Origin of the sequence: Stenotrophomonas sp. TD3, from assembly GCF_001939825.1 — a bacterium.
In the GTDB taxonomy this organism is placed as follows: Bacteria; Pseudomonadota; Gammaproteobacteria; order Xanthomonadales; family Xanthomonadaceae; genus Stenotrophomonas.
This window is the reverse complement of the sequence record NZ_MOYM01000001.1, coordinates 3,496,851-3,519,460: the sequence shown is the minus strand read 5'-3', so window position 1 is coordinate 3,519,460 and position 22,610 is coordinate 3,496,851. Positions and strand designations below refer to the sequence as shown.

Sequence of the window (22,610 nt, the reverse complement as noted above, 5' to 3'; positions counted from 1 at the left end):
CCCCCGCAACCGGACCCATCCCGCCTTCGACAGATTCCGGCGATCTGTCGGAACGGCGTTCTGCTGAGGGGTCAGATCCGTTTTCCACAGGAAAACGGATCTGACCCCGGAAACAAAAAAATCCCCGGTCGACCCGCATCGACCGGGGATCTGGATCGCCACGTTGCCACGCCTTGGAGAGGCAGTTCCACCGTAGCGCATCGCGGCGCCGGTGGTGATCGCCTGTGGCGATGACGACCAAGCGCGTGGCTATCAGGCGCCGGCCAGGGCCTGCTCCAGGTCGGCGCGCAGGTCGCCGATGTGTTCGATGCCGATCGACAGCCGCACGGTGTCCTCGCTGACACCCGCCCTGGCCAGCTCCGCTGCATCCAGCTGGCGGTGGGTGGTCGAGGCTGGATGGGTGGCCAGTGACTTCGCGTCGCCCAGGTTGACCAGGCGGGTGAACAGCTTCAGTGCATCGAGGAAGCGCGCGCCGGCTTCTCGACCACCCGGCAGGCCGAAGGTCAACACGCCCGAGCCATGCCCGCCCAGGTAGCGCTGCGCGGCGGCATGCTCCGGGTCGTCGGCCAGTCCGGCGTAGCGCACCCAGGCCACCTTGGCATGCGCCTTCAGGAACTGCGCGACGGCCAGTGCGTTGGCGTTGATGCGTTCCATGCGCAGGGCCAGGGTCTCGATGCCCTGCAGGATCAGGAAAGCATTGAACGGCGACAGCGCCGCGCCGGTATTGCGCAGCGGCACCACGCGCGCGCGGCCGATATAGGCCGCCGGCCCCAGCGCTTCGGTATAGACCACGCCGTGGTAGCTCGGGTCAGGCTGGTTGAGGCGGGCGAAGCGCGTGGGTTGTGCGGCCCAGTCGAAGCGGCCCGAATCGATGATGGCACCGCCCAGGCTGTTGCCGTGGCCGCCCAGGTACTTGGTCAGCGAATGCACCACGATGTCGGCGCCGTGCTCGAACGGACGCAGCAGGAACGGCGTGGCCACGGTGTTGTCGACGATCAGCGGCACGCCGGCGGCATGCGCGACCTCGGCGATGGCGGCAATGTCGGTGACGTTGCCGCGCGGGTTGCCGATCGATTCGACGAACACCGCCTTGGTGCGGTCGTCGATCAGCGCGGCGAACGCAGACGGATCAGCGGGGTCGGCGAAGCGCGCCTGGATGCCGTACTGCGGCAGCGTGTGCGCCAGCAGGTTGAGGCTGCCGCCATACAGCGCGCTGGAGGCGACGATGTTGTCGCCGGCCTCGGCGATGGTCTGGATGGCATAGGTGATCGCGGCCTGTCCCGAGGCCAGCGCCAGCGCGCCGATGCCGCCTTCCAGCGCGGCGAGGCGTTGCTCCAGCACGTCGGTGGTGGGGTTCATGATGCGGGTGTAGATGTTGCCCGGCACCTTCAGATCAAACAGGTCGGCACCGTGCTGGGTGTCATCGAACGCATACGCTACGGTCTGATAGATCGGCACCGCCACCGCGCGGGTGGTCGGGTCGGGACGGTAGCCGCCGTGCACGGCCAGGGTTTCCAGTTGCCACTGCGGGTCGCTCATTGCACCAGGCTCCATCCGGGGAAACCGCCACCATAGGCCAGCCGGGGCCGGCCGCTGAAAGCCGCTGGCGATGACGTCCGTACCCGCGGTTATCAGGTTGGCCGCGATTCAGGCAGCCGTCATGGGCCATTGCTAGGCTTCGCCGCCGGGCGCTCCTGCCCGGGCACGGAGGCCCCACGCATGCAGCCATCCCCCTGGACACCCCCTGCCAGCAGTTCGCCCACGTCGGTCCTGCTGGTGGAGGACGACCGTCGCCTGGCCGAACTGGTGAGCGACTACCTGCACGAACATGGCTTCGCCGTGCAGCACGTGCCCCGTGGTGACCTTGCCGGTGCGGCCTGCCGACAGCATGCCCCGGAACTGGTGGTGCTGGACCTGATGCTGCCCGGTCTCGGGGGCATCGATGTGTGCCGGCAGATCCGCAGCTTCTCCGATGTGCCGATCCTGATGCTGACCGCCTGCGAGGACGACATCGAGCAGGTGCTGGGCCTGGAATCGGGTGCCGATGACTATGTGCACAAGCCGATCGAACCACGCCTGCTGCTGGCCCGCCTGCGCGCCCTGCTGCGCCGCCGCCACGGCAGCAGCAACACCGGCACGCCCAGCCGGCTGATGCACGGGCAACTGCTGATCGATCGCATGCAGCGTGAAGTGCACCTGCACGGCGCGGCGGTGGATGTGGGCACCACCGAGTTCGAGATCCTGTGGCTGCTGGCCAGCCAGCCGGGGCAGATCCTGTCGCGTGACCAGATCCTGCAGGCGGTGCGCGGCATCGGCTTCGACGGCCTGGACCGCAGCGTTGACGTCTGCATCGGCAAGCTGCGCCGCAAGCTCGGCGATGATGCGCGCGAACCGCGGCGGATCAAGACCGTGTGGGGGCGCGGCTACCAGTTCAATCCTGCGGCCTGGTCGGAATGAAGCGGCTGTTCCTGTGGCTGTGGTTCGTCACCGGCGCCTGCTTCCTGGTCTCGGTGTTCTTCCTCAACCACATCCTGGATGGCATCTACACGCCCGTGCAGGATCGCGTGTTCGTGGAGCAGGTACGCGGGCAGGTGTACGCCCTGCGCAGGGACCTTGCGGGCCTGGACGCCGGCCAGCAGCGTGAGCGCCTGCAGCAGTTGCAACCACACTACGGCATCACCCTGACCCTGCTCGACAATCCTCCCGCGCTCACACCGCAGGAACAGGCGGCCGTGCAGGCCGATGGCTTCATCGTCCGCGATCAGTACCAGCAGGTGCTGCTGCCCATCGAGGGCATCGGCGGCCGCTGGCTGCACCTGCGCCTGCCCGGCGCGGTACAGATGACGATGTACATGACCATCGCGGCCTACCTCAGCATCCTGCTGCTGGTCGGCGCCAGCCTGTATGCCTGGGTACGTCTGCTCTGGCGCGATCTGGAAGCCCTGCGCCGGCACGCCGATCGCATCGGTGCCGGCGATCTGCAGGCGCGCGCGCAGGTTTCGCCACGCTCGCAGATACGCGTCATCGTCGACCATTCCAACCGCATGGCCGCACGCGTGGCCGAGCTGGTGCAGCGCCAGCGCGACCTCACCCACGCCATTTCGCACGAACTGCGCACGCCCATCGCGCGCGTGGCCTTCGGCCTGGACCTGCTGCAGGACAGCGATGATCGCGAACGCCGCGCGCGGCTGGCTCAGGGCCTGCATGGCGACCTGGCCGAGCTCAACCGGCTGGTCAGCGAACTGCTGGCCTACGAACGGCTGGAGCATCCCAGTGAGGGCGAGCCTCTGCAACGCATCGAGGCCAATGACTGGTTGCAGGACTGCCTGGCCGATGCCCGCCGCGATGCCGAACGTGCCGGCCTGGTGCTGCGCGTGCAGCCCAGCGCCCTGCCGCGCGTGGATGCCGAGCCACGCCTGCTGCAGCTGGCGCTGAGCAATCTGGTCGGCAATGCGCTGCGCCACGCGCGCTCGCAGGTGGAAGTGTCGCTGGTGGGTGTGGGCGGACGCGCCTGCCTGCGCGTGGACGATGACGGTCCAGGCATCGCCGAGGCCGACCATGAAAAGGTGATGCGCCCGTTCACCCGCCTGGATGACAGCCGCAGCCGTGATACCGGCGGCTTCGGCCTGGGCCTGGCCATCGTCGGCCGCATTGCAGCCCGCCACGGCGGCGAGCTGCGCATCAGTCGCGCCACGCTGGGCGGCGCACGCCTGGAAATGCACTGGCCGCTGGCTGCCAGCTGAACGCGCTGGGCCGCGATTACAGTTGATTACAACTCCCGCACAACTGCGGACGGATCGGTCGCCGGCGTATGGCCACGCTGGCGACCCTGCAGCACTCGCCGGATGCGCGCGCTGCTTTCCTCCCATTGCCGAGAGTTTCCATGTCCCAGCTTCGCCGTTCCCCCACCCTGCTCTGCCTGGCCCTGCTGCCGCTGTTTGCCACGCCGATCGCCCACGCCAGGGATGACCACTGGACCTTCGAGCTCGCCGCCGGTGGTGGCGTGACCCCGCGTTACAGCGGCAGCGAGGAGTATCGTGCGACGCCGTCGCTGTCTATCGATGTCACCTCGCCGGGAGGCTGGTTTCTGGGCACCAGTGGCATCGGCTGGGGCACCGCCCTCGGCGAGCACACCCGCGTGCGCGCCTATGTCGGCGCCAGCGGCATCCGCAAAGACAAGGACTCGCTGCTCGGCGGTTCGGACTTCCTGCGCGGCATGGGCGATATCGATACCCGTCCCCTGGTCGGTGTCTCGGCTGGTTATACGCTGGGCGAAGCCGTGCTGAGCGGCTCCTGGCAGTTCACCCGCAAGGACGAGGACAAGGCCGAGAACGGCCTGGCCACCCAGCAGATCCACCTGAACCTGACCCTGCCGCTGTTCGACCTGGCCGGAGGCGTGGTCAGCGGCAGCGTGTCCACCGACTACGGCAACCGTGGCTACATGCAGACCTGGTACGGCGTCAGCCCGGAACAGGCCAAACGCACGGGCTTCGCCGAACACAAACCGAAGGCCGGCCTGGTCAGCGCCGGTGTCGGCCTGAAGTGGAGCCACCGCGCGGGCCGCAACGGCAACTGGTACATCTCGGCCGAAGGCACGCGCCTGCTCGGCGATGCGGCCGACAGCCCGATCGTGCAGAAACCCAACCAGTTCGGGCTGATGAGCGGGTACACACACCGCTTCTGAGAGCGCGCCGGGCCGGGCCCGGCGTTACTCACAGGAAACGGGGCGCTGCGGTCAGGCAGCGCCCCGATGGACTCACGCCTTGGCGAACACCAGATGGCCGCCGTCGTTGCCGACTTCGATGGTGTCGCCGTTGACGAAGGCGCCGGACAGGATCTTCTGCGCCAACGGGTTTTCCAGCTGCGCCTGGATCGCGCGCTTCAACGGGCGCGCGCCATACACCGGATCGAAACCGACGTTGCCGAGCAGGTCGAACGCTGCGTCGGACACCATCAGCTTCAAGCCACGCTCGGCCAGGCGCTTTTCCAGGCCACGCATCTGGATGCGCGCGATCTGCTTGATCTGCTGCTTGTCCAATGGGTGGAACACCACGATGTCGTCCAGGCGGTTGATGAACTCCGGGCGGAAGTGCGCCTGCACCACGCCCATCACCGCCGCCTTCATCTGCGTGTAGGCCTCCGGACTGTCGTCGGCGCTCATGTCCTGGATCTGGTGCGAGCCCAGGTTCGAGGTCATCACGATGACGGTGTTGCGGAAGTCCACGGTGCGGCCCTGGCCATCGGTCAGGCGACCGTCGTCCAGCACCTGCAGCAGGATGTTGAACACATCCGGATGCGCCTTCTCCACTTCGTCCAGCAGGATCAGCGAATACGGACGGCGACGCACCGCCTCGGTCAGGTAGCCGCCTTCCTCGTAGCCGACGTAGCCCGGGGGGGCACCGATCAGGCGGGCGACGCTGTGCTTCTCCATGAACTCGCTCATGTCGATGCGGATCATCGCGTCGGCACTGTCGAACAGGAACTCGGCCAGCGACTTGCACAGTTCGGTCTTGCCGACGCCGGTCGGGCCGAGGAACAGGAACGAACCGGCCGGGCGATTCGGATCGGACAGGCCAGCGCGCGAACGGCGCACGGCATCGGAGACAACCCTGATCGCTTCCTCCTGGCCGACCACGCGGTTGTGCAGCACCTCTTCCATCCGCAGCAGCTTGTCGCGCTCGCCTTCGAGCATCTTGTTGACCGGGATGCCGGTCCAGCGCGACACGACCTCGGCGATCTCCTCGTCGGTGACCCGGTCCTGCACCAGCTTGAAGTCTTTGTGCTCGGCTTCCTGGGCGGCGGCCAGCTGCTTTTCCAGCTGCGGCAGCAGGCCGTACTGGATCTCGCTCATCTTGGCGAAATCCTGGCGGCGCTGCGCCGATTCCAGCTCCAGCTTGGCCTGCTCGACCTGCTCCTTGATCTTCGTTGCACCCTGCAGCGCGGCCTTCTCCGACTTCCAGATTTCATTGAGGTCGGAGAACTCGCGCTCCAGCGCCTCGATGTCGTTCTCCAGGTCGGCCAGGCGCTGCCGCGAGGCTTCGTCCTTTTCCTTCTTCAGCATCTCGCGCTGGATCTTCAGCTGGATCACCCGGCGTTCCAGGCGGTCCAGTTCTTCCGGCTTGGAGTCGATCTCCATGCGCAGGCGCGAGGCCGCCTCGTCCATCAGGTCGATGGCCTTGTCCGGCAGCTGGCGGTCGGTGATGTAGCGGTTGGACAGCGTCGCAGCGGCAACGATGGCCGGGTCGGTGATCTCCACCCCGTGGTGCACCGCATACTTTTCCTTCAGCCCGCGCAGGATGGCGATGGTGTCCTCCACCGACGGCTCACCCACGAACACCTTCTGGAAACGGCGCTCCAGCGCAGCGTCCTTTTCGATGTACTTGCGGTACTCATCCAGCGTGGTGGCGCCCACGCAGTGCAGCTCGCCACGTGCCAACGCCGGCTTGAGCATGTTGCCGGCATCCATCGCGCCGTCGGCCTTGCCGGCGCCGACCATGGTGTGCAGCTCATCGATGAACAGGATGATCTGCCCTTCGCTCTTGGCGAGGTCGTTGAGCACGCCCTTCAGGCGTTCCTCGAATTCACCACGGAACTTGGCGCCGGCGATCAGCGCGCCCATGTCCAGCGACAGCACGCGCTTGCCGCGCAGGCCCTCGGGCACTTCGTCGTTGATGATGCGCTGGGCCAGGCCTTCCACGATCGCGGTCTTGCCAACGCCAGGTTCGCCGATAAGCACCGGGTTGTTCTTGGTCCGGCGCTGCAGCACCTGGATGGTGCGGCGGATTTCCTCGTCACGGCCGATCACCGGATCGAGCTTGCCGCTCTCGGCACGTGCGGTCAGGTCGATGGTGTACTTCTCCAGCGCCTGCCGCTGTTCCTCGGCATTCTCCGACTGCACGTTCTCGCCGCCACGCAGCTTGTCGATCGCGGCCTGCAGGCGGGCCTTGTCGGCACCGGCGGCGCGCAGCGCCATGCCCAGCGTGCCGCCGTCGTCCAGCGCCGCCAGCACGAACCACTCGCTGGCGATAAAGGCATCGCCATTCTGCTGCGCCAGCTTGTCGGTCTGGTTCAGCAGGCGCCCCAGGTCATTGCCCATCGAAACGTTGCCGGCCTGCCCGGACACCTTGGGCAGTGCGTCCAGCGCCTCGGTCAGGCGCTCGCGCAGCACCGGCACGTTCACCCCGGCCTGGGCCAGCAACGGGCGCGTGCTGCCGCCCTGCTGGTCCAGCAGTGCGCTGAACAGGTGAACCGGTTCGATGATGCTGTTGTCGCGGCCCACGGCCAGCGACTGTGCGTCTGCCAGCGCCTGCTGGAAACGCGAGGTGAGCTTGTCCATCCGCATTGCGAATCCTCATCGGTCATCAGGGCCGGCCCGCGCCGGCGATGCTGGAAAGATGCGGTTGCCCCACCCCGTTTCAAGGGTGGCTGCGACTGCACCCCGAGGCCAGTCAGCCTGTGGCCAGCATGCCGGAACGGGTGTGGTCGGCGCGTTGATCCCGATCAGTTCCGTGCGGTGGAGGGACTCAGCGGGTGATCGCGCTGCGGATCGCCCGCAGCTGCTGCTTGACCGCCCGCGCCTGCGCCGGGTCCATGCGCAGCAGGGCCTTCTGCCCGATCGAGCGGGACTGCAGGGTGGGATCGACGAAGCGATAGCGGCCGCGCTCATCGCGCTGCACCAGCGGCGCCTGGGCCAGTTCCGGGGTCTCCAGCAGGTGGTCGATCACCGTGACCAGGCGGTCGTTGAAATAGCCCTCGGGCCGCCCAAGGTCGACATAGGCCTGCTGGATCAGCGGATAGAAGCGTTTGTAAGCGGTAGCCGTTGCCACCGGGTCCAGCGCAGTGAACGCCTGCACGTAGGGCGCATAGCGCGCCGCATTGCTGGCGGCGATGCGTTCACCGCCTTCGCCCGGCTCGACCTGCAGGTTGCCCGGCAGCGGGCGCGCGGCCAGCGCGGTCGGCGGCACGCTGGGCTTGTCCAGGTTGTCGACCTGGGTAACCAGGCGCTGGATCAGATGATCGCGCAGCAGCAGGGTCAGCGGACCCTCGCCCTGGAACAGCTGGTTCAGCGCGCCCCAGGCAGCGGCATCGCTGTCAGCCAGCTTCGGCAGTGCCGGGTCGGCGGCGGCCTCGATATCCAGCGGATGCCGGATCGATGGGGGTGCCGACGCGGGCTCTGCGGCTGCCGTCGGTTGTGGCGGTGCGCCGGTACTGGCGGGGGTCGATTGCACCGGCACCGAAACACCGTCTGCCAGGCTCTTCAGCTGATCGCGGAACAACCAACCACCCGCGCCACCGATCACCACCACGCCCAGCACCCAGGGCCAAACCGCCTTTCCACTCTGCATGATGCAGCACCTCGTTTCACACGCATGGAAAAGGTGTGACCCCATCGATTGCAGCCGGTTCCCCGCCTGTTCCGCTGCCGTTCGGGTTCAGGCCTGCACCAGAACCGCGCTCACGCCTGCTTTGCACTGCCCGCGCGAGGCTATGAGTTCTGTCCTGTGGAGGCACTCCCATGCAGTACGCGCTGTACTACTGGACCGGCATCCAGGGCCGTGGCGAGTTCGTGCGCCTGGCGCTGGAAGATGCCGGCGCCGACTACATCGACATGGCACGGGTGCACGGCGATGCGGTGATGCAGCCATTCCTGGATGGCAGCAGCGAGGGCCCGAAGCCCTTCGCACCGCCGTTCCTCAAAGCGGGCCGCCAGGTCATCGCGCAGGTCGCGGCCATCCTGGATTTCCTCGGCCCGTCGCTGGACCTGGTGCCGCAGGCCGCCTCACGCCGGCTGCAGGCGCTGCAACTGCAGCTGACCATCGCCGACCTGGTGGCCGAGGTGCACGACACCCACCATCCGATCGCCGCGTCGAAGTACTACGAAGAACAGAAGACCGAAGCCAAAGCGCGTGCCGCGTCCCTGCGCAGCGAACGACTGCCGAAGTTCCTGGGCTACTTCGAACACGTGCTGGCCGCCAACGGTGGCCGCCATGCGCTGCGCGAGCATTCCTATGTGGATCTGTCGCTGTTCCAGCTGCTGAGCGGGCTGGACTACATGTTCCCGCGCCGCATGCAGGCGCTCGGCCCCACCCTGCCCCGGCTGCGCGCGCTGCAGGAGCGGGTGGCGAAACGACCCAACATTGCCGCCTATCTGGCCTCGGCGCGGCGGTTGCCGTTCAACACCAACGGCATCTTCCGCCACTACCCCGAGCTGGATGCGGAACGGTAGTGCCGGCCGCTGGCCGGCAATCGCACGATGCGTCCGAGGTCCATGAGCATGCCGGCCAGCGGCCGGTACTACCGTGGGGTCAGCTGTTCTCACCCAGCGGTTTCACCGCCTGCTTCTGCAGTGACAGCAGGCCCAGCAGCAGCGCCAGTGCCACGTAGGCGCCGGCGAACTGCCAGCTGATGATGCGCGCCAGCCCGTCCAGATCCCACGGCAGGTAGATGCCACCACGCGGATCCACCGAATGGATCAGGCCGAACAGGGTCAGACCCGCGGCCACCAGCAGGAAACCGCAGGCACGGCGCAGGCGGCCATCGACCATCGCGGCTACCGCCGAAATCCACAGCATCGAGGTGATGATGAAGCCGTTGCCGAGGGTGAAGATCACCGCCAGCTCAGGCAATCCGTGGCCATCCAGTTTGGTCAGCAGTTGCGGCAGCTGGTCCGGCGCGATCCAGCCCGGCGCCTTGATCGCCAGCAGGTAGGCCACCGACGGCAGGAAACCGAACACCATCGCGCCGGTGTGGTGGCGCGGCGTGGCCTGGAAGGCCTGGGTGGTGATGTCGATGGCCACGTACACGATGATCGGTGCCAGCACCGCCAACGGCAGCCACTGCACCAGCCCGGAGATGATGCCGAGCATGCCGCCGATGCCGACGAACAGGCCGGTCAGCAGCGTGTAGCCGCTGCGGGCGCCCATGTGCTTGTACGCCGGCTGGCCGATGTACGGTGTGGTCTGCGCCACGCCGCCGCAGACACCGGCCACCAGCGTGGCCACCGCTTCCACCAGCAGGATGTCGCGGGTGCGGTAGTCATCGCCGGCCGCGCGCGCGCTTTCGGACACGTTGATGCCACCGACCACCATCAGCAGGCCGAATGGCAGCAGCAGCGGCAGGTAGGTCATCGCGGTGGGCAGGCCGTCGAGGAAGCCCAGCGTCGGCAGCGGCAGCACCACCTGCGGCGGTACCCACGCCGGCACATGGAAGCCCGGCGCGCCCAAGCCGGCCAGGCCGAGGCCGTAATACAGCACGGTGCCGAACACGAAGGCCAGCAGCACGCCCGGGCCACGCACCGGCAGCTTGCCCTTGGCGATCAGCACATACAGCAGCAGGCCCAGCGTGGTGAAGCCGACCAGCGGCGAGCGCAGCGTTTCCAGCAGCGGCAGCAGGCCCATCAGCACCAGCGCGATGCCGGCAATGGAACCCAGCAGCGCCGCACGCGGCAGCGCGCGGGTGACTGCTTCGCCGAAGAACGACAGCACGAACTTGAGCACGCCCATGATGACCAGCGCGGCCATGCCCAGCTGCCAGGTAGCGATGCCCGCGGCATGCGGATCCATGCCCTGCTGCTTGAAGGCGATGAAGGCCGGACCGAGCACCAGCAGGGCCATGCCGATGCTGGTGGGGGCATCCAGGCCGAGCGGCATGGCGGTGACATCGTCGCGGCCGGTACGCGCAGCCAGCCGGCGCGCCATCAGGGTGTACAGCAGGTTGCCGACCAGCACGCCAAAGGCTGTGCCGGGGAACATGCGGCCGAATACCACGTCGGCGGGGAACTGGAAGATCCCGACCAGGGCCATGGCGATGAAGCCGAGGATGGAGAGGTTGTCGACGACCAGGCCGAAGAAGCCGTTGAAGTCGCCGGCGACGAACCAGCGACGCGGTGCGGCGGAAGCGGGAGCGGACATGGAAGGGGCGGTGGGGGTGGGGACCGCCGATGGTAGGCCCAGCGGGGCCAGCGCGCCAATTCTGTCGTGGAATGATGGGTTCCAGCCAACGGCGGGGCCCCTCGTAGCTGGGAGTTGGTCTCGGACAGCGGACCTCAGGGGGTGGGCCGGGCGGGTAGCCTGCGCAGGGGGCGCTGCAAGTACATCCATGTAAGCTCGGTCGCCGCATCCATGCGGCTCACGATCCTGCGCAGCCTACCCGCCCGGCCCCTGACAGTTTCCTGCGCATGCCAGCCACGGAAGAGAATCAAAAGATCAAAAGCAAAGGCAGGCGCTCGTTGTAGAGCCGAGCCCATGCTCGGCTGCTGTACGCGAAGCCTCTGAGCCGAGCATGGCTCGGCTCTACAGAAGATCATTCAGATCGTTCCTTCGTTCATCCACGCATGACGTGGATCTACCGTGTCGACCAAGGTCGACACCTACCAACAGCAGCGGAAGACTGTTGAAGGCGGGGTGGGTCCGGTTGCGGGGGCGTGAGCGCAATGGATGGCGCGACCGAGCCTACAGGGACGTATTTACGGCGTCCCCCGCAACCGGACCCACCCCGCCTACTCACGGCAAACCTGCTTTTGACCTTGCTTCGGCGGTTGCATTGGCCTCGGCGGGTGCAGGGCGCAGCCCTGCATCGACCAACCCCTCACTTCTTCAGAAAGTTGTCCACCAGCAGATGCTTGACGTCGTCGAAGCGGCCGTTCAACACCGCCTTGGCCGCATACAGCGCTGTACCGGCCACCTGCTTGGCCTCGATCTGCGGCGGCATCACCAGCTCGGCGCGACTCGTGTGCACGTCCAGCAACGCCGGGCCACGCTGCGCCAGGAAATCCTGCACCGCTTCCTCCAGGTCCTCGCTGCGTGTCACCGTTCGGCCATGGAAGCCGATCACCTCGGCCAGGCGGCCGAAGTCCGGGTTCTTCAGGTCGGTGTAGTTGTCCAGAAGGCCTTCCACCTTCTGTTCCAGCTCGACGAAATTCAGCGAGCCGTTGTTGAACACCACCACCTTGATCGGCAGATTTTCCTGCACTGCGGTCAGCAGGTCGCCCAGCAGCATTGCCAGGCCACCATCACCGGACAGCGAAATCACCTGGCGGCCGGGGAACGCCTTCTGCAGGCCCAGCGCCTGCGGCATCGCGTTGGCCATCGTTCCGTGCAGCAGGCTGGTCAGCGTGCGGCGGCGACCATTCACCCGGATATGCCGCAGCACCCACACCATCGGCGAGCCGCCGTCGGCGGTGAACAGCGCGTCGTCTGTCGCGTACTTCGACAGCAGCGCAGTCAGGTGCTGCGGGTGGATCAACTCGCCTTCGCCCGGTTGTTCTTCCTGTTCGCGCTTCTTCAGCGCCTTGTCACGGCGCTCGATGCACTCGTCCAGGAAACTGCTGTCCTCGCGCGGCGGCAGCATCGGCAGCAAGGCGTCCAGCGTCGGTGCGATGTCACCGACCACGCCCAGGTTCACCGGATGGCGGCGGCCGAGGTGGCTGCCATCGCGGTCGACCTGGATGATCGTGGCCTTGTCCGGGTAGAACTGGCCCCACGCGAAATCGGCGCCGAGCAGCAGCAGCGTGTCGCACTCCATCAGCGTGTGGAAGCCGGATTCGATGCCGAAGATGCCGGTCATGCCCATGTTGTAAGGGTTGTCCGGCTCGACGAAGTCCTTGGCGCGCGAGGTGTGCGCGATCGGGGCCTGCAGGCGCCGGGCCAGCTCCAGCAGCTGCGGGTGTGCGCCCTGGCAACCGGCACCGGCATAGATGCCGATGCGCTTGCCCTGCCCCAGCAGCTCAGCGATGCGCTGCAGCTCGGCATCCGACGGGCGCAGCACCGGCTGGGTGTAGTGCACCGAGAACGGCACATCGTGCTTCACCTCGGCCTGGCTGATATCGGCGGGCAGGATCACCACCGCCACGCCGCGGCGGCTGATCGCGGCCTGGCAGGCCAGCGTGACCACACGTCGCGCCTGTTCGGCGCTGTGCACCTGCTCGCAGAACACCGAACAACTGGCGTACACCGCTTTGAAGTCCACTTCCTGCGGGAATTCCATGCCCAGTTCGCTGGTCACCACCTGGCTGGCGATCAGTACCATCGGCGCGCGGTTGCGGTTGCTCTCGAACACGCCGTTGATGAAATGCAGGCTGCCGGGGCCGCAGGAACCGGCGCACGCGGTCAGCTCGCCGCTCACCAGCGAATCGGCGCCGGCGGCGAACGCTGCCACTTCTTCATGGCGCACATGCACCCACGCAATCTCGCTGCCATGCATCGCATCGGTCACATGGTTGAGCGTATCGCCCACGATGCCGTAGCAACGGCGGACACCGGCCTGCTGCAGGGCGTCCACCACGATTTCGGCCACGCGCTTGCTCATCGGATACATCCTCGAACGGGGGAACGTCCGAGGCTAGACCCGGTGAAGTGATGCCCCCGTGGGCAAGTTGCCCATCGCCTCGATATGCAAACTGCGGATAGACGTCTCGTCAATCGTTAACGTTGATCCAGCCCACCACCACGCCGCTTTTCGGATTGAGAAACCGAAGCTTCACCCAGCCGTCCTGTTCATCCAGCAGCTCCACGCGGTCGCCCTGCACCAGATAGCGCTTCGTACTGGAAGCACCGGGCCGATCGAACAGGAACAACCGCGCGGGCACCACGGTGGCCTGCTGACCACGCAGCGGTCCATCCGGCGGTGCGCCCAGGCCATCGCCGATGGCGCTCTCCAACACACGACCAGCAGGATCATAGGTGCGCCAGACCGCCAGCGGGCCCTGCTCGTCGGTCTGTTCCCAATGCAGCGCGGCGTTCACCGTGTCGCCCAGCATCAGCACAGTCTCGCTGCGGTAGAGGTAGAGCGTTGCACCCGAAAACCGGTACTGGTCGGTGTACCACATCGGGCCGCTGCGGCAGCTGCTGGTCAGGGTGCGGCTCGGACGGTCGACACTCAGCCCCATCAGGTCACCGCAGCTGTCCTTGCCATGGGTGTCGGCCTGCAACGCGCGGAACCCGGCACTGGCCGGATCGAAGCGGTACACCGCCACCGCCTCGTTGACCATGCCTACCGAGGCGCGCGCGACCAGTTCCGGGTAGCCATCGAAATCGACGTCTTCCAGCGACCATTGCGAATTGCCGTCGGCATCCGCCGCACCCGCCAGCGTCTGGCGCTTGCCCGACGGTGACAGCTGCACCACGATGCTGCCGTCCTGCTGGGGATCGGCGTGCGCCTGCACGTGAGCGGCCACCTGGAACCGCAGCGTTTCGCCGTCATCCCCACGCGCCTGCGCCGCCGGTGCCACCACGCCTGCCAACACCAGGCCCAGCATGCACTCCCTGTAGTTCATCATCGCTCCCTGCGGCACCGCGCTGGCACCTTCACCTCAGAACGATACCTCGACCGGCTGCCGCGACCACAGCACCGATTGATGCTTGGTCTGCTGCTTCCACGCCAGGCGGATCGCCTCGATATCGGCGCGGCGCTGCGGGGTGTCCTCGTGCAGCACCACCAGCACCTTGGTGCGCAGGCGATTGGGCGAGGCATCGCCGCGGAACAGCCACTGGCCGTAGGCATCGAACACGGTCAGGCCATCCGGGAAGCGCGGGGTGACTTCCTTGTCCAGGAAGGTGCGCCACTGCGTCTCGCTGATGGTGTCGGCCTGCGGGCGGTTGCCGGCGCCCTGCTCCTCGCCCACGCCGAAGTACAGCTCACTGCGCACCCAGCCGTGGCCAGCGGACGGCCGTGCGGCATCGCCCTTCAGTTCGGCGGTGGTGGCCGTGGCATAGGCGCTGGGCGCCTGCGAGGACAGGCTGGCGCAGCCGCTGGTGGCCAGCAGCACGGCGAAGACGAGGCCAAGGTGTTTCATCGGTACAGCTCCGGGGAAGGGGGACAAGGCGAGCCGGCAGCGTACAGCGCCACCGGCCCGGCGTGCTGATGCCAACAGGGCATCAGCTCATGCCGGACCGGCAGGGGCTTGCATCGGCACCGGTCATCACGCGAAGATAATATATCGCTTCATCCGGATGGATGTAAGTGAAACCATCTACCCCTTCCCCGTCGTCGTTGTTGCTGGAGCCCCCATGTCCGTCCGCCTGCCCGCGTCGCCGCTCGGCCTCGCCATCGCACTCGCGCTTTCCTCCGCCGCCGTCCCGGCCCTGGCCCAGGACGCCACCAACCTGGACACGGTGATCGTCACCGGCACCCGTGCTGCCGACCGCACCGTGCTCGAATCCACCTCGCCGGTGGACGTGCTCACCGCCGAGGACATCCGCAAGGCCGGCGTGGTCAACGGCGAGCTGGGCAGTGCGCTGCAGGCGCTGTTGCCGTCGTTCAACTTCCCGCGCCAGTCCAACTCCGGTGGCGCCGACCACGTGCGCGCGGCACAGCTGCGTGGCCTGTCACCGGACCAGGTGCTGGTGCTGGTCAATGGCAAGCGCCGCCACCACACCGCGCTGGTCAACACCGACAGCAAGATCGGCAAGGGCACCACGCCGGTCGATTTCAACTCGATCCCGGTCAGCGCGATCAAGCGCATCGAAGTGCTGCGCGACGGCGCCGGTGCGCTGTACGGCTCGGATGCGGTGGCCGGTGTGATCAACGTGATCCTCGACAACGGCGGCGACGGCGGTGAGATCGAGGCCAGCTACGGAGCCAACCACACCGACCTCAAGCCGATCGGGCGCACTCTCACCGACGGCCAGACCGGCAACATCAGCGCCAAGGTCGGCACCTCGCTGGGCGAGGACGGTGGCTTCCTGCGCGTGGGCCTGGAGTACAAGCACCGCAACGGCACTAACCGCGCCGGCTTCGACCAGATTCCGCCGTGGGACCAGACCCCGGACAACCTGGCGCTGCAGGGCAAGCGCAACTATGTGCTGGGCGATGGCAAGAGCAAGGACATCAATCTGTGGCTGAACACCGAGATCCCGGTAGGCCAGACCTCGACGTTCTACGCGTTCGGTACCTTCAACCAGCGGGATACCGAAGGCGCCAACTACTTCCGCTATCCCGATGGCGATGCCAACTGGAAGCAGGTCTATCCGAACGGTTACCGGCCGATCTCCGAAGGCGAGAACCGCGACGTGCAGGCCGTGGCCGGTGTGCGCGGCCAGTGGGGTGAATGGAGCTACGACGGCAGCCTGGATTACGGCGAGAACGACTTCACCTACCGACTGCGTGATTCGCTCAACGCGTCGCTGGGCCCGACCAGCCCGACCCGCTTCAAGACCGCCGACTACGAGTACGCGCAGACCGTGGGCAACCTCGACCTGAGCCGCGTGTTCACCCAGAGCGACAGCATCAGCCACACCCTGGGCCTGGGCGTGGAAGCACGCCACGAGCGCTACCAGACCCGTCCCGGTGACCCGGCCAGCTACGCCGCCGGCCCCTACACCGATCGCCCGACCGGCTCGCAGGCCGGTGGCGGCCTGACCCCGCAGGATGCGGCCCGCCTGTCGCGCGACGTGGCCAGTGCCTACGCCAGCCTGTCCAGCCAGTTCGGCGAGAAGTTCTCCACCGATCTGGCCGCACGCTACGAGCACAACGACGACTTCGGCGGTGAACTGACCGGCAAGCTCGGCCTGCGCTATGAATTCACCCCGGCGTTCGCGCTGCGCGGAGCCATCTCCAACAACTTCCGCGCACCGTCGCTGGCACAGATCGGCTACGAGTCCACCTCCACCGGCTACAACGCTGGCGGCCAGCTGGTGCAGGGCCGCCTGCTGTCGGTCAACAATCCGATCGCACGCGGCCTGGGTGCGCAGAACCTGAAGCCGGAAAAATCGATCAACACCTCGCTGGGCTTCACCAGCCGCATCGGTGAGCACTTCGACCTGTCGCTGGACTTCTTCCAGATCGACATCGATGACCGCATCGCGCTGTCGGAGAGCATCACCGGCGATGCGCTGACCGACTACGTGGCGGCCAACTACGGCGTCAGCGGCCTGCAGAGCGCCAGCTTCTTCGTCAACGCGGCCGATACCCGCACCCGCGGCGCCGAGCTGGTGAGCAACTGGCGCCAGTCGCTGGGCGATGGCCAGCTGCTGCTGACCGGCACCTATGCGTACACCAAGACCACGCTGAAGAACGTGCTGGCCACGCCGGCGCGGCTGCGCGCGCTGAACCCGGACTACGTGCTGTTCGGCATCGAAGAGACCAACACCCTCACCGATGCCACCCCGCGTACGCGTGGCAGCTTCTCGGCCGCCTGGAGCAACGACCACTGGTCGCTGAGCACCCGCGTGAACCGCTATGGCAGCGCCACCCGCGTGTTCAACTTCGGTGACGGCTACATCCCGCGCCAGACCTACCAGGCCGAATGGCAGCTGGATGCGGAAGTGGAGTACCGCATCACCCCGCGCTGGAGCGTGGCCATCGGCGGCCAGAACCTGACCGACAACTACCCGGATCGATCCAACAGCGATATCCACTACTTCGGCAACCTGCCGTATGACGTGCTGTCGCCGATCGGCAGCAACGGCGCGTATTACTACGGCCGCGTCCGCTATACGTTCTGATCGCATTGGACCAATGACTCCCGGTGGGTGCGGACCGTTGGTCCGCACTGCCTGAGCTCGATGCAGGCTGACCTGCCATGCCGACCAACGGTCAGCACCCACCGAAGCAGGGCCGTAGCATGCCCTCGACCCCACGTACACGCCCACGCTGGCAAGCTGGGCGCCATGGCTGAACCGCTCCCCCTGCGTCCGCCACCGCCATTGCTGGACGACGCCTGCGCGTTGTTCCTCGATGTCGACGGCACTCTGATCGAATTCGCTGCACGCCCGGATGCCGTGCAGCTGCTGCCGGATGTGCGTGAAGCCATCGGCCGCATCAGCGACCGCCTGGAAGGTGCCGTAGCACTCGTCAGTGGTCGCCCGCTTGCACAGCTGGACCAGCTGTTCGCGCCGTTGAAACTTCCCGCCGCCGGCCTGCATGGGCACGAACTGCGTGGCGAGGACGGTCGTGTGCTGCGCGACGAACACGACGACGACACCGCCGAGTGGCTGCACGCGCTGCACCAGCAGGCGATGCGCTTCGCCCACGGCCATCCCGGCGTGCTGGTGGAAGACAAGGGCGTCGGCCTGGCCCTGCATTGGCGAGGCGCGCCGCACGCAGCAAGTGATGTCCGCGCCTTTGCCGACCGCCATGTGCGCGGCCGTGCCAGCTACCGCCTGCAACCCGGCGACCATGTGGTCGAATTCGTTCCCGTCGGCACCGACAAGGGCCGCGCCGTGCGGCGGATGATGCAGTACCTGCCGTTCCGCGGCCGCCTGCCGGTGTTCCTCGGCGACGACCTCACCGATGAGTTCGGCTTCGACGCCGCCAACAGCCAGCATGGCTGGAGCGTGCTGGTGGGCGAACGGGAACCCAGCAAAGCGGTATTCGCGCTGCCCGACATACGCAGCGTGCACGCCTGGCTGCGTGAGAATGCCTATTGACCCGGCCACCCCACGGCCGCAACCGAGATGTACCGCGTGATGACCCAACCCGATCTTGATCTGGGCGTGGTCGGCAACGGCAGCTTCGGCGCCCTGGTCGACAAACGTGCCCGCGTTGTCTGGAGCTGCCTGCCCACCTTCGACGGCGACCCCACCTTCTGTGCCCTGCTCGGCCCCAACCAGCAGACCGGTGGCGACTTCGCCATCGAGCTGGAGGACTTCGCCAGCAGCGAGCAGGAATACCTGACCAACACCGCGATCCTGCGCACCGTGCTGCGCGACGCGCACGGCGGCGAACTGGAAATCCTCGATTTCGCCCCGCGCTGGCGGCAGAACGACCGCTTCTACCGCCCGGTCAGCCTGATCCGCCAGGTGCGCCCTCTGGCCGGCAGCCCCCGCATCACCGTGCGTGCACGTCCGCTGGCGGACTGGGGCGCGCGCGTGCCCGAGTCCACCTGGGGCAGCAACCATGTGCGCTGGATCCTGCCCGAACACGTGCTGCGGCTGACCACCGACGTGCCGGTGCGCTTCATCCGCGATGGCCTGCCGTTCGTGCTCAATCATCCCATCCACCTGATCCTGGGCGTGGATGAATCGCTCAACCGCTCGATCAGTGGCTATGTGCAGGAAGCCTTCCAGCGCACCCGCGACTACTGGCGCGAATGGGTGCGCTACCTGTCCATTCCGCTGGAATGGCAGGACGCGGTGATCCGCAGTGCCATCACATTGAAGCTGTGCCAGTACGAGGACAGCGGCGCGATCATCGCGGCGATGACCACCTCCATACCGGAAGCCCCCGGCAGCGTGCGCAACTGGGACTACCGGTACTGCTGGCTGCGTGATGCCGCGTTCGTGGTGCGTGCACTGAACCGCCTCGGCGCAACACGCACGATGGAACAGTTCCTCGGCTACATCTTCAACCTGGCCACCACCGATGGCACGCTGCAGCCGCTGTACGGCATCGGCTTCGAGGCCAGGCTGGACGAAGACGAAGTACCCAGCCTGTCCGGCTATCGCGGCATGGGCCCGGTACGGCGCGGCAACCTGGCCTGGGTGCAGCGCCAGCACGATGTCTACGGCAGCGTGGTGCTAGCCTCCACCCAGCTGTTCTTCGACCGCCGCCTGCAGGACCCGGGGGATGCGCACACCTTCGCCCGCCTCGAACCCCTCGGCGAGCAGGCGTTCGCCCTGCACGACGTACCCGATGCCGGCCTGTGGGAATTCCGCGGCCGCACCGAAGTGCATACCTACACCAGCGCGATGTGCTGGGCCGCCTGCGACCGCCTGTGCAAGATCGCCGTGCGCCTGAAGCGCGATGACCGCGCCCGCTACTGGCGCGAGCGTGCCGACACCATCCACGCGCGCATCATGGCCGAGTCCTGGAGCGAAGAACTGGGCCACTTCACCGATACCTTCGGTGGTCATCGGCTGGACGCCTCGCTGCTGCTGCTGGCCGACATCGGCTTCATCGACGCGCTGGATGCCCGCTTCGTCGCCACCGTTGAAGCCATCGGCCGCGACCTCAAGCATGGCAACTCGCTGTACCGCTATGTCGCACCAGATGACTTCGGCGAACCGGAAACCAGCTTCACCATCTGCACGTTCTGGTACATCGATGCGCTGGCCGCCATCGGGCGCCTCGACGAGGCACGCGGGATGTTCGAACTGCTGTTGAAGCAGCGCAACCATCTGGGCCTGCTGTCGGAGGATCTGGCCTTCGACAGCGGCGAAGCCTGGGGCAACTTCCCGCAGACCTATTCGCACGTCGGCCTGATCACCGCCGCGATGCGCCTGTCGCGGTCCTGGCAGGAGGCATCGTGAGTCGTCTGGTTGTGGTTTCAAACCGCGTGGCCGTGCCGGGCGAGAACCGTGCCGGCGGCCTGGCGGTGGGCCTGCTGGCCGCGCTGAAGGAACGCGGCGGCATGTGGTTCGGCTGGAGCGGCAAGAGCGTGCGCGACGGCAGTGGCACGCTGCACACGCAGAAGGACGGCGACATCGAATTCGTCACCCTCGACCTGAGCAAGCGCGAGGTCGATGGCTACTACAACGGCTTCGCCAACCGCACGCTATGGCCACTGCTGCACTTCCGCCTCGATCTGGTCGACTACGACCGGGGCACCCGCGAGACCTACCACAAGGTCAACGCGCTGTTCGCCGACAAGCTCGCGCCGCTGCTGCGCGAAGATGACATCGTCTGGATCCACGACTACCACCTGATCCCGCTCGGCGCGCTGCTGCGCGAGCGTGGTATCGGCTGCCGCATCGGCTTCTTCCTGCATATCCCAATGCCGTCGGCCGACCTGCTGCAGGCCATGCCCGACCACCTGCGGTTGTTCTCGGCGCTGTACGCCTACGACCTCGTCGGCTTCCAGACCCAGCGCGATGCGGATCGCTTCCAGACCTACCTGCGCCTGTTCGGCGGCGGTCGCGTACTCGACAACGGCGAGCTGGAAGCACCAGGCGGCCGCCGCTTCAGTGCGGCCGCCTTCCCGATCGGCATCGACACCGAGCTGATCGCGCGCCAGGCCGGTACCGCCGCCACCAAGGCCGCCGTAAAGAACCTGCGCGCCAGCCTGCGTGATCGCCAGCTGGCGATCGGCGTGGACCGCCTGGATTATTCCAAGGGCCTGCCCGAGCGCTTCCTCGGCTTCGAACGGTATCTTGAGCGCCATCCCGACCAGCGCGGCTCGCTGACCTACCTGCAGATCGCCCCGGTCTCGCGCGGCGATGTCACCGAGTACCGGCAGCTGCGCAGCCAGCTGGAGCAGATCGCCGGCCACATCAACGGTGGCCACGCCGAACCGGACTGGACGCCACTGCGCTACGTCAATCAGAACTTCACCCATGCCACCCTCACCGGCTTCTACCGGGCGGCGGCGGTCGGCCTGGTTACGCCGCTGCGCGATGGCATGAACCTGGTGGCCAAGGAGTACGTGGCCTCGCAGGACCCGGAGGATCCCGGCGTGCTGGTGCTGTCACTGTTGGCCGGCGCCGCCGACGAACTCAAGCAGGCACTGCTGGTGAATCCGCACGACCTGGATGGCGTAGCCGACGCCATCGCCACCGCAGCCACGATGTCGCTGCGCAGGCGCAAGGAGCGCTGGCACGCGATGATGGAACACCTGCGCACCTACGACATCAACCACTGGCGCCGCAGCTACCTGGACGCGCTCGAAGGCTGACGATGCCGCGCCTGTAGCGTCGAGCCTGCTCGACTGGCTCTTGTAGAGTCGAGCCATGCTCGACTGCTATCGGCAGGGGAAAAAACCCAGTCGAGCATGGCTCGACTCTACAGAAGGCCGGCGATCAATCCAGGAACCGCGCAGCCTGTTCCGGTGCAGGCAGATGGCAGGCATCATGCCGCCCGAACCAGCGATAGCGATTGCGCGCCAGCGTCCGATACGCCGCATCGCGCCAGCGACGCGGCACCATCCGGAGCACAGCGCTCAGGCGCCAGGCGCCGCCCAGGCCCGTCAGTACGCGCAGGATGGCATCGGTATCGGTCCAGGCGCCCTGTGCATCCAGCAGCAGGAACGACATCGGGTCCTGCGGATCCAGCCCGTGCGCGCGCAACATCGCGCTGCCCTGCTGCCCCTGCATCGCCGCAAAGCGGTAGCGCCCCGTGCGGTCGAAACGCAGCAGGAAGCGCACCCAGCGGTTGCACAGCGCGCACACACCATCGAACACGATCACCGCGCTGCCCGCCTCGGCGGCAGCATCACTGCGGTTCGAGCCAGCCTTCATAGCGAATCAGGGCTCCAGCCCAGGGCAGCGTCACATCGACCAGGAAAGTGTAACGCTCACCCTGCCAGGCTTCACGGCAGCGCACACCGCCAAACCAGCGCGTCGGCAGCGGCAGCAGCCCGAAGGCCCAGACCCGCCGCACCGACCAGTCGATGCCACCGTCGCGGGCCTGCAGATCGAACTCGAAGCGCACTGCGCCCAGTTGCTCGCGCAGATACCCTTCGTGCGCCCACAATCGCGACACCATCGGCCAGCGGCCAAACCGCCGCGCCCATTGCTCGCCCTGCCCGCGTGCACTGAACGCCACTTCGGTGGGCAGCGCGTCGCCGTCCTTCGGCAACCGCGCCAACGCGGCCAGCAGCGGCACCAGCCAGTGCCGCCCCCTCACGATGCGCGCCTGCCCCACGTAGCGGCAGGGCAACGGCGCGACATGCAGGGCCTGTACCGGCGCTGCCAGGGTGGCGAAGGCCGGCCCCAGCACCCGTGCGAACAGCGGCGGGG

General features: G+C 67.1%; 17 protein-coding genes. 8 read left to right on the top strand and 9 right to left on the bottom strand.

All coding sequences use genetic code 11. The features are described 5' to 3' along the window. Positions 1–252: 252 nt before the first annotated feature. Positions 253–1,539: an aminotransferase class V-fold PLP-dependent enzyme gene (locus tag BKE09_RS16345; RefSeq protein ID WP_075676452.1), complete on the bottom strand. Its 1,287-nt coding sequence runs from the start codon at positions 1,537–1,539 to the stop codon at positions 253–255. A 180-nt stretch (positions 1,540–1,719) separates the two neighbouring features. Between BKE09_RS16345 and BKE09_RS16340 the strand changes: the two genes are divergently transcribed. The 3 genes from BKE09_RS16340 (at position 1,720) to BKE09_RS16330 (ending at position 4,684) form a co-directional block, all read left to right on the top strand. Continuing rightward, a complete protein-coding gene (locus BKE09_RS16340) occupies positions 1,720–2,457 on the top strand; it encodes a response regulator transcription factor (protein ID WP_075676450.1) in 738 nt (245 codons plus the stop codon). After that, entirely contained in the window at positions 2,454–3,743 is a 1,290-nt protein-coding gene (locus tag BKE09_RS16335) for an ATP-binding protein (RefSeq protein WP_075676448.1), read from the top strand. The genes BKE09_RS16340 and BKE09_RS16335 overlap by 4 nt, the downstream gene beginning before the upstream one ends. A gap of 140 nt (positions 3,744–3,883) precedes the next feature. Further along, complete coding sequence (locus BKE09_RS16330; protein WP_075676446.1) at positions 3,884–4,684, top strand: MipA/OmpV family protein; 801 nt, start codon at positions 3,884–3,886, stop codon at positions 4,682–4,684. 72 nt (positions 4,685–4,756) lie between these two features. Here the strand turns inward: BKE09_RS16330 and clpB are convergent, their stop codons facing one another. After that, positions 4,757–7,342: an ATP-dependent chaperone ClpB gene (gene clpB / locus BKE09_RS16325; RefSeq protein WP_075676444.1), complete on the bottom strand. Its 2,586-nt coding sequence runs from the start codon at positions 7,340–7,342 to the stop codon at positions 4,757–4,759. Positions 7,343–7,523: 181 nt separating this feature from the next. Then, positions 7,524–8,345 carry a DUF3014 domain-containing protein gene (locus BKE09_RS16320; protein WP_075676442.1) on the bottom strand — a complete coding sequence of 274 codons (822 nt, stop codon included), beginning with the start codon at positions 8,343–8,345 and terminating at the stop codon, positions 7,524–7,526. A gap of 170 nt (positions 8,346–8,515) precedes the next feature. Between BKE09_RS16320 and BKE09_RS16315 the strand changes: the two genes are divergently transcribed. Then, positions 8,516–9,226: a glutathione S-transferase gene (locus tag BKE09_RS16315; RefSeq protein ID WP_075676440.1), complete on the top strand. Its 711-nt coding sequence runs from the start codon at positions 8,516–8,518 to the stop codon at positions 9,224–9,226. Between the two features lie 79 nt (positions 9,227–9,305). Here the strand turns inward: BKE09_RS16315 and BKE09_RS16310 are convergent, their stop codons facing one another. From BKE09_RS16310 to BKE09_RS16290, 4 genes are all read right to left on the bottom strand, one after another. Then, entirely contained in the window at positions 9,306–10,910 is a 1,605-nt protein-coding gene (locus BKE09_RS16310; protein WP_075676438.1) for a hypothetical protein, read from the bottom strand. Positions 10,911–11,586: 676 nt separating this feature from the next. Next, positions 11,587–13,305, bottom strand: coding sequence for a thiamine pyrophosphate-dependent enzyme (locus BKE09_RS16300; RefSeq protein ID WP_075676434.1), 1,719 nt, complete (start codon positions 13,303–13,305; stop codon positions 11,587–11,589). Between the two features lie 109 nt (positions 13,306–13,414). Next, the gene (locus BKE09_RS16295; RefSeq protein ID WP_075676794.1) at positions 13,415–14,272 is read right to left on the bottom strand and encodes an SH3 domain-containing protein; all 858 of its coding nucleotides are present in this window, start codon (positions 14,270–14,272) and stop codon (positions 13,415–13,417) included. A 36-nt stretch (positions 14,273–14,308) separates the two neighbouring features. After that, the gene (locus tag BKE09_RS16290) at positions 14,309–14,791 is read right to left on the bottom strand and encodes a DUF3574 domain-containing protein (RefSeq protein WP_075676432.1); all 483 of its coding nucleotides are present in this window, start codon (positions 14,789–14,791) and stop codon (positions 14,309–14,311) included. A gap of 214 nt (positions 14,792–15,005) precedes the next feature. Here BKE09_RS16290 and BKE09_RS16285 point away from each other — a divergent pair, with 214 nt between their 5' ends. The 4 genes from BKE09_RS16285 (at position 15,006) to otsA (ending at position 21,547) form a co-directional block, all read left to right on the top strand. Beyond that, positions 15,006–17,441, top strand: a complete 2,436-nt coding sequence (locus tag BKE09_RS16285) for a TonB-dependent receptor (RefSeq protein WP_075676430.1) — start codon at positions 15,006–15,008, stop codon at positions 17,439–17,441. 165 nt (positions 17,442–17,606) lie between these two features. Then, entirely contained in the window at positions 17,607–18,365 is a 759-nt protein-coding gene (gene otsB / locus BKE09_RS16280; protein ID WP_075676428.1) for a trehalose-phosphatase, read from the top strand. 39 nt (positions 18,366–18,404) lie between these two features. Next, positions 18,405–20,186: a glycoside hydrolase family 15 protein gene (locus BKE09_RS16275; RefSeq protein ID WP_075676792.1), complete on the top strand. Its 1,782-nt coding sequence runs from the start codon at positions 18,405–18,407 to the stop codon at positions 20,184–20,186. Then, the gene (otsA, locus tag BKE09_RS16270) at positions 20,183–21,547 is read left to right on the top strand and encodes an alpha,alpha-trehalose-phosphate synthase (UDP-forming) (RefSeq protein ID WP_075676426.1); all 1,365 of its coding nucleotides are present in this window, start codon (positions 20,183–20,185) and stop codon (positions 21,545–21,547) included. The genes BKE09_RS16275 and otsA overlap by 4 nt, the downstream gene beginning before the upstream one ends. Positions 21,548–21,671: 124 nt before the next feature. Here the strand turns inward: otsA and BKE09_RS16265 are convergent, their stop codons facing one another. After that, positions 21,672–22,109 (bottom strand): thiol-disulfide oxidoreductase DCC family protein, encoded by a 438-nt coding sequence (locus tag BKE09_RS16265; RefSeq protein WP_075676425.1) that lies wholly within the window; start codon positions 22,107–22,109, stop codon positions 21,672–21,674. Further along, positions 22,084–22,590, bottom strand: a complete 507-nt coding sequence (locus BKE09_RS16260; protein WP_083663103.1) for a DUF4166 domain-containing protein — start codon at positions 22,588–22,590, stop codon at positions 22,084–22,086. Before BKE09_RS16260 ends, BKE09_RS16265 begins: the two co-directional genes overlap by 26 nt. Positions 22,591–22,610 lie beyond the last annotated feature (20 nt).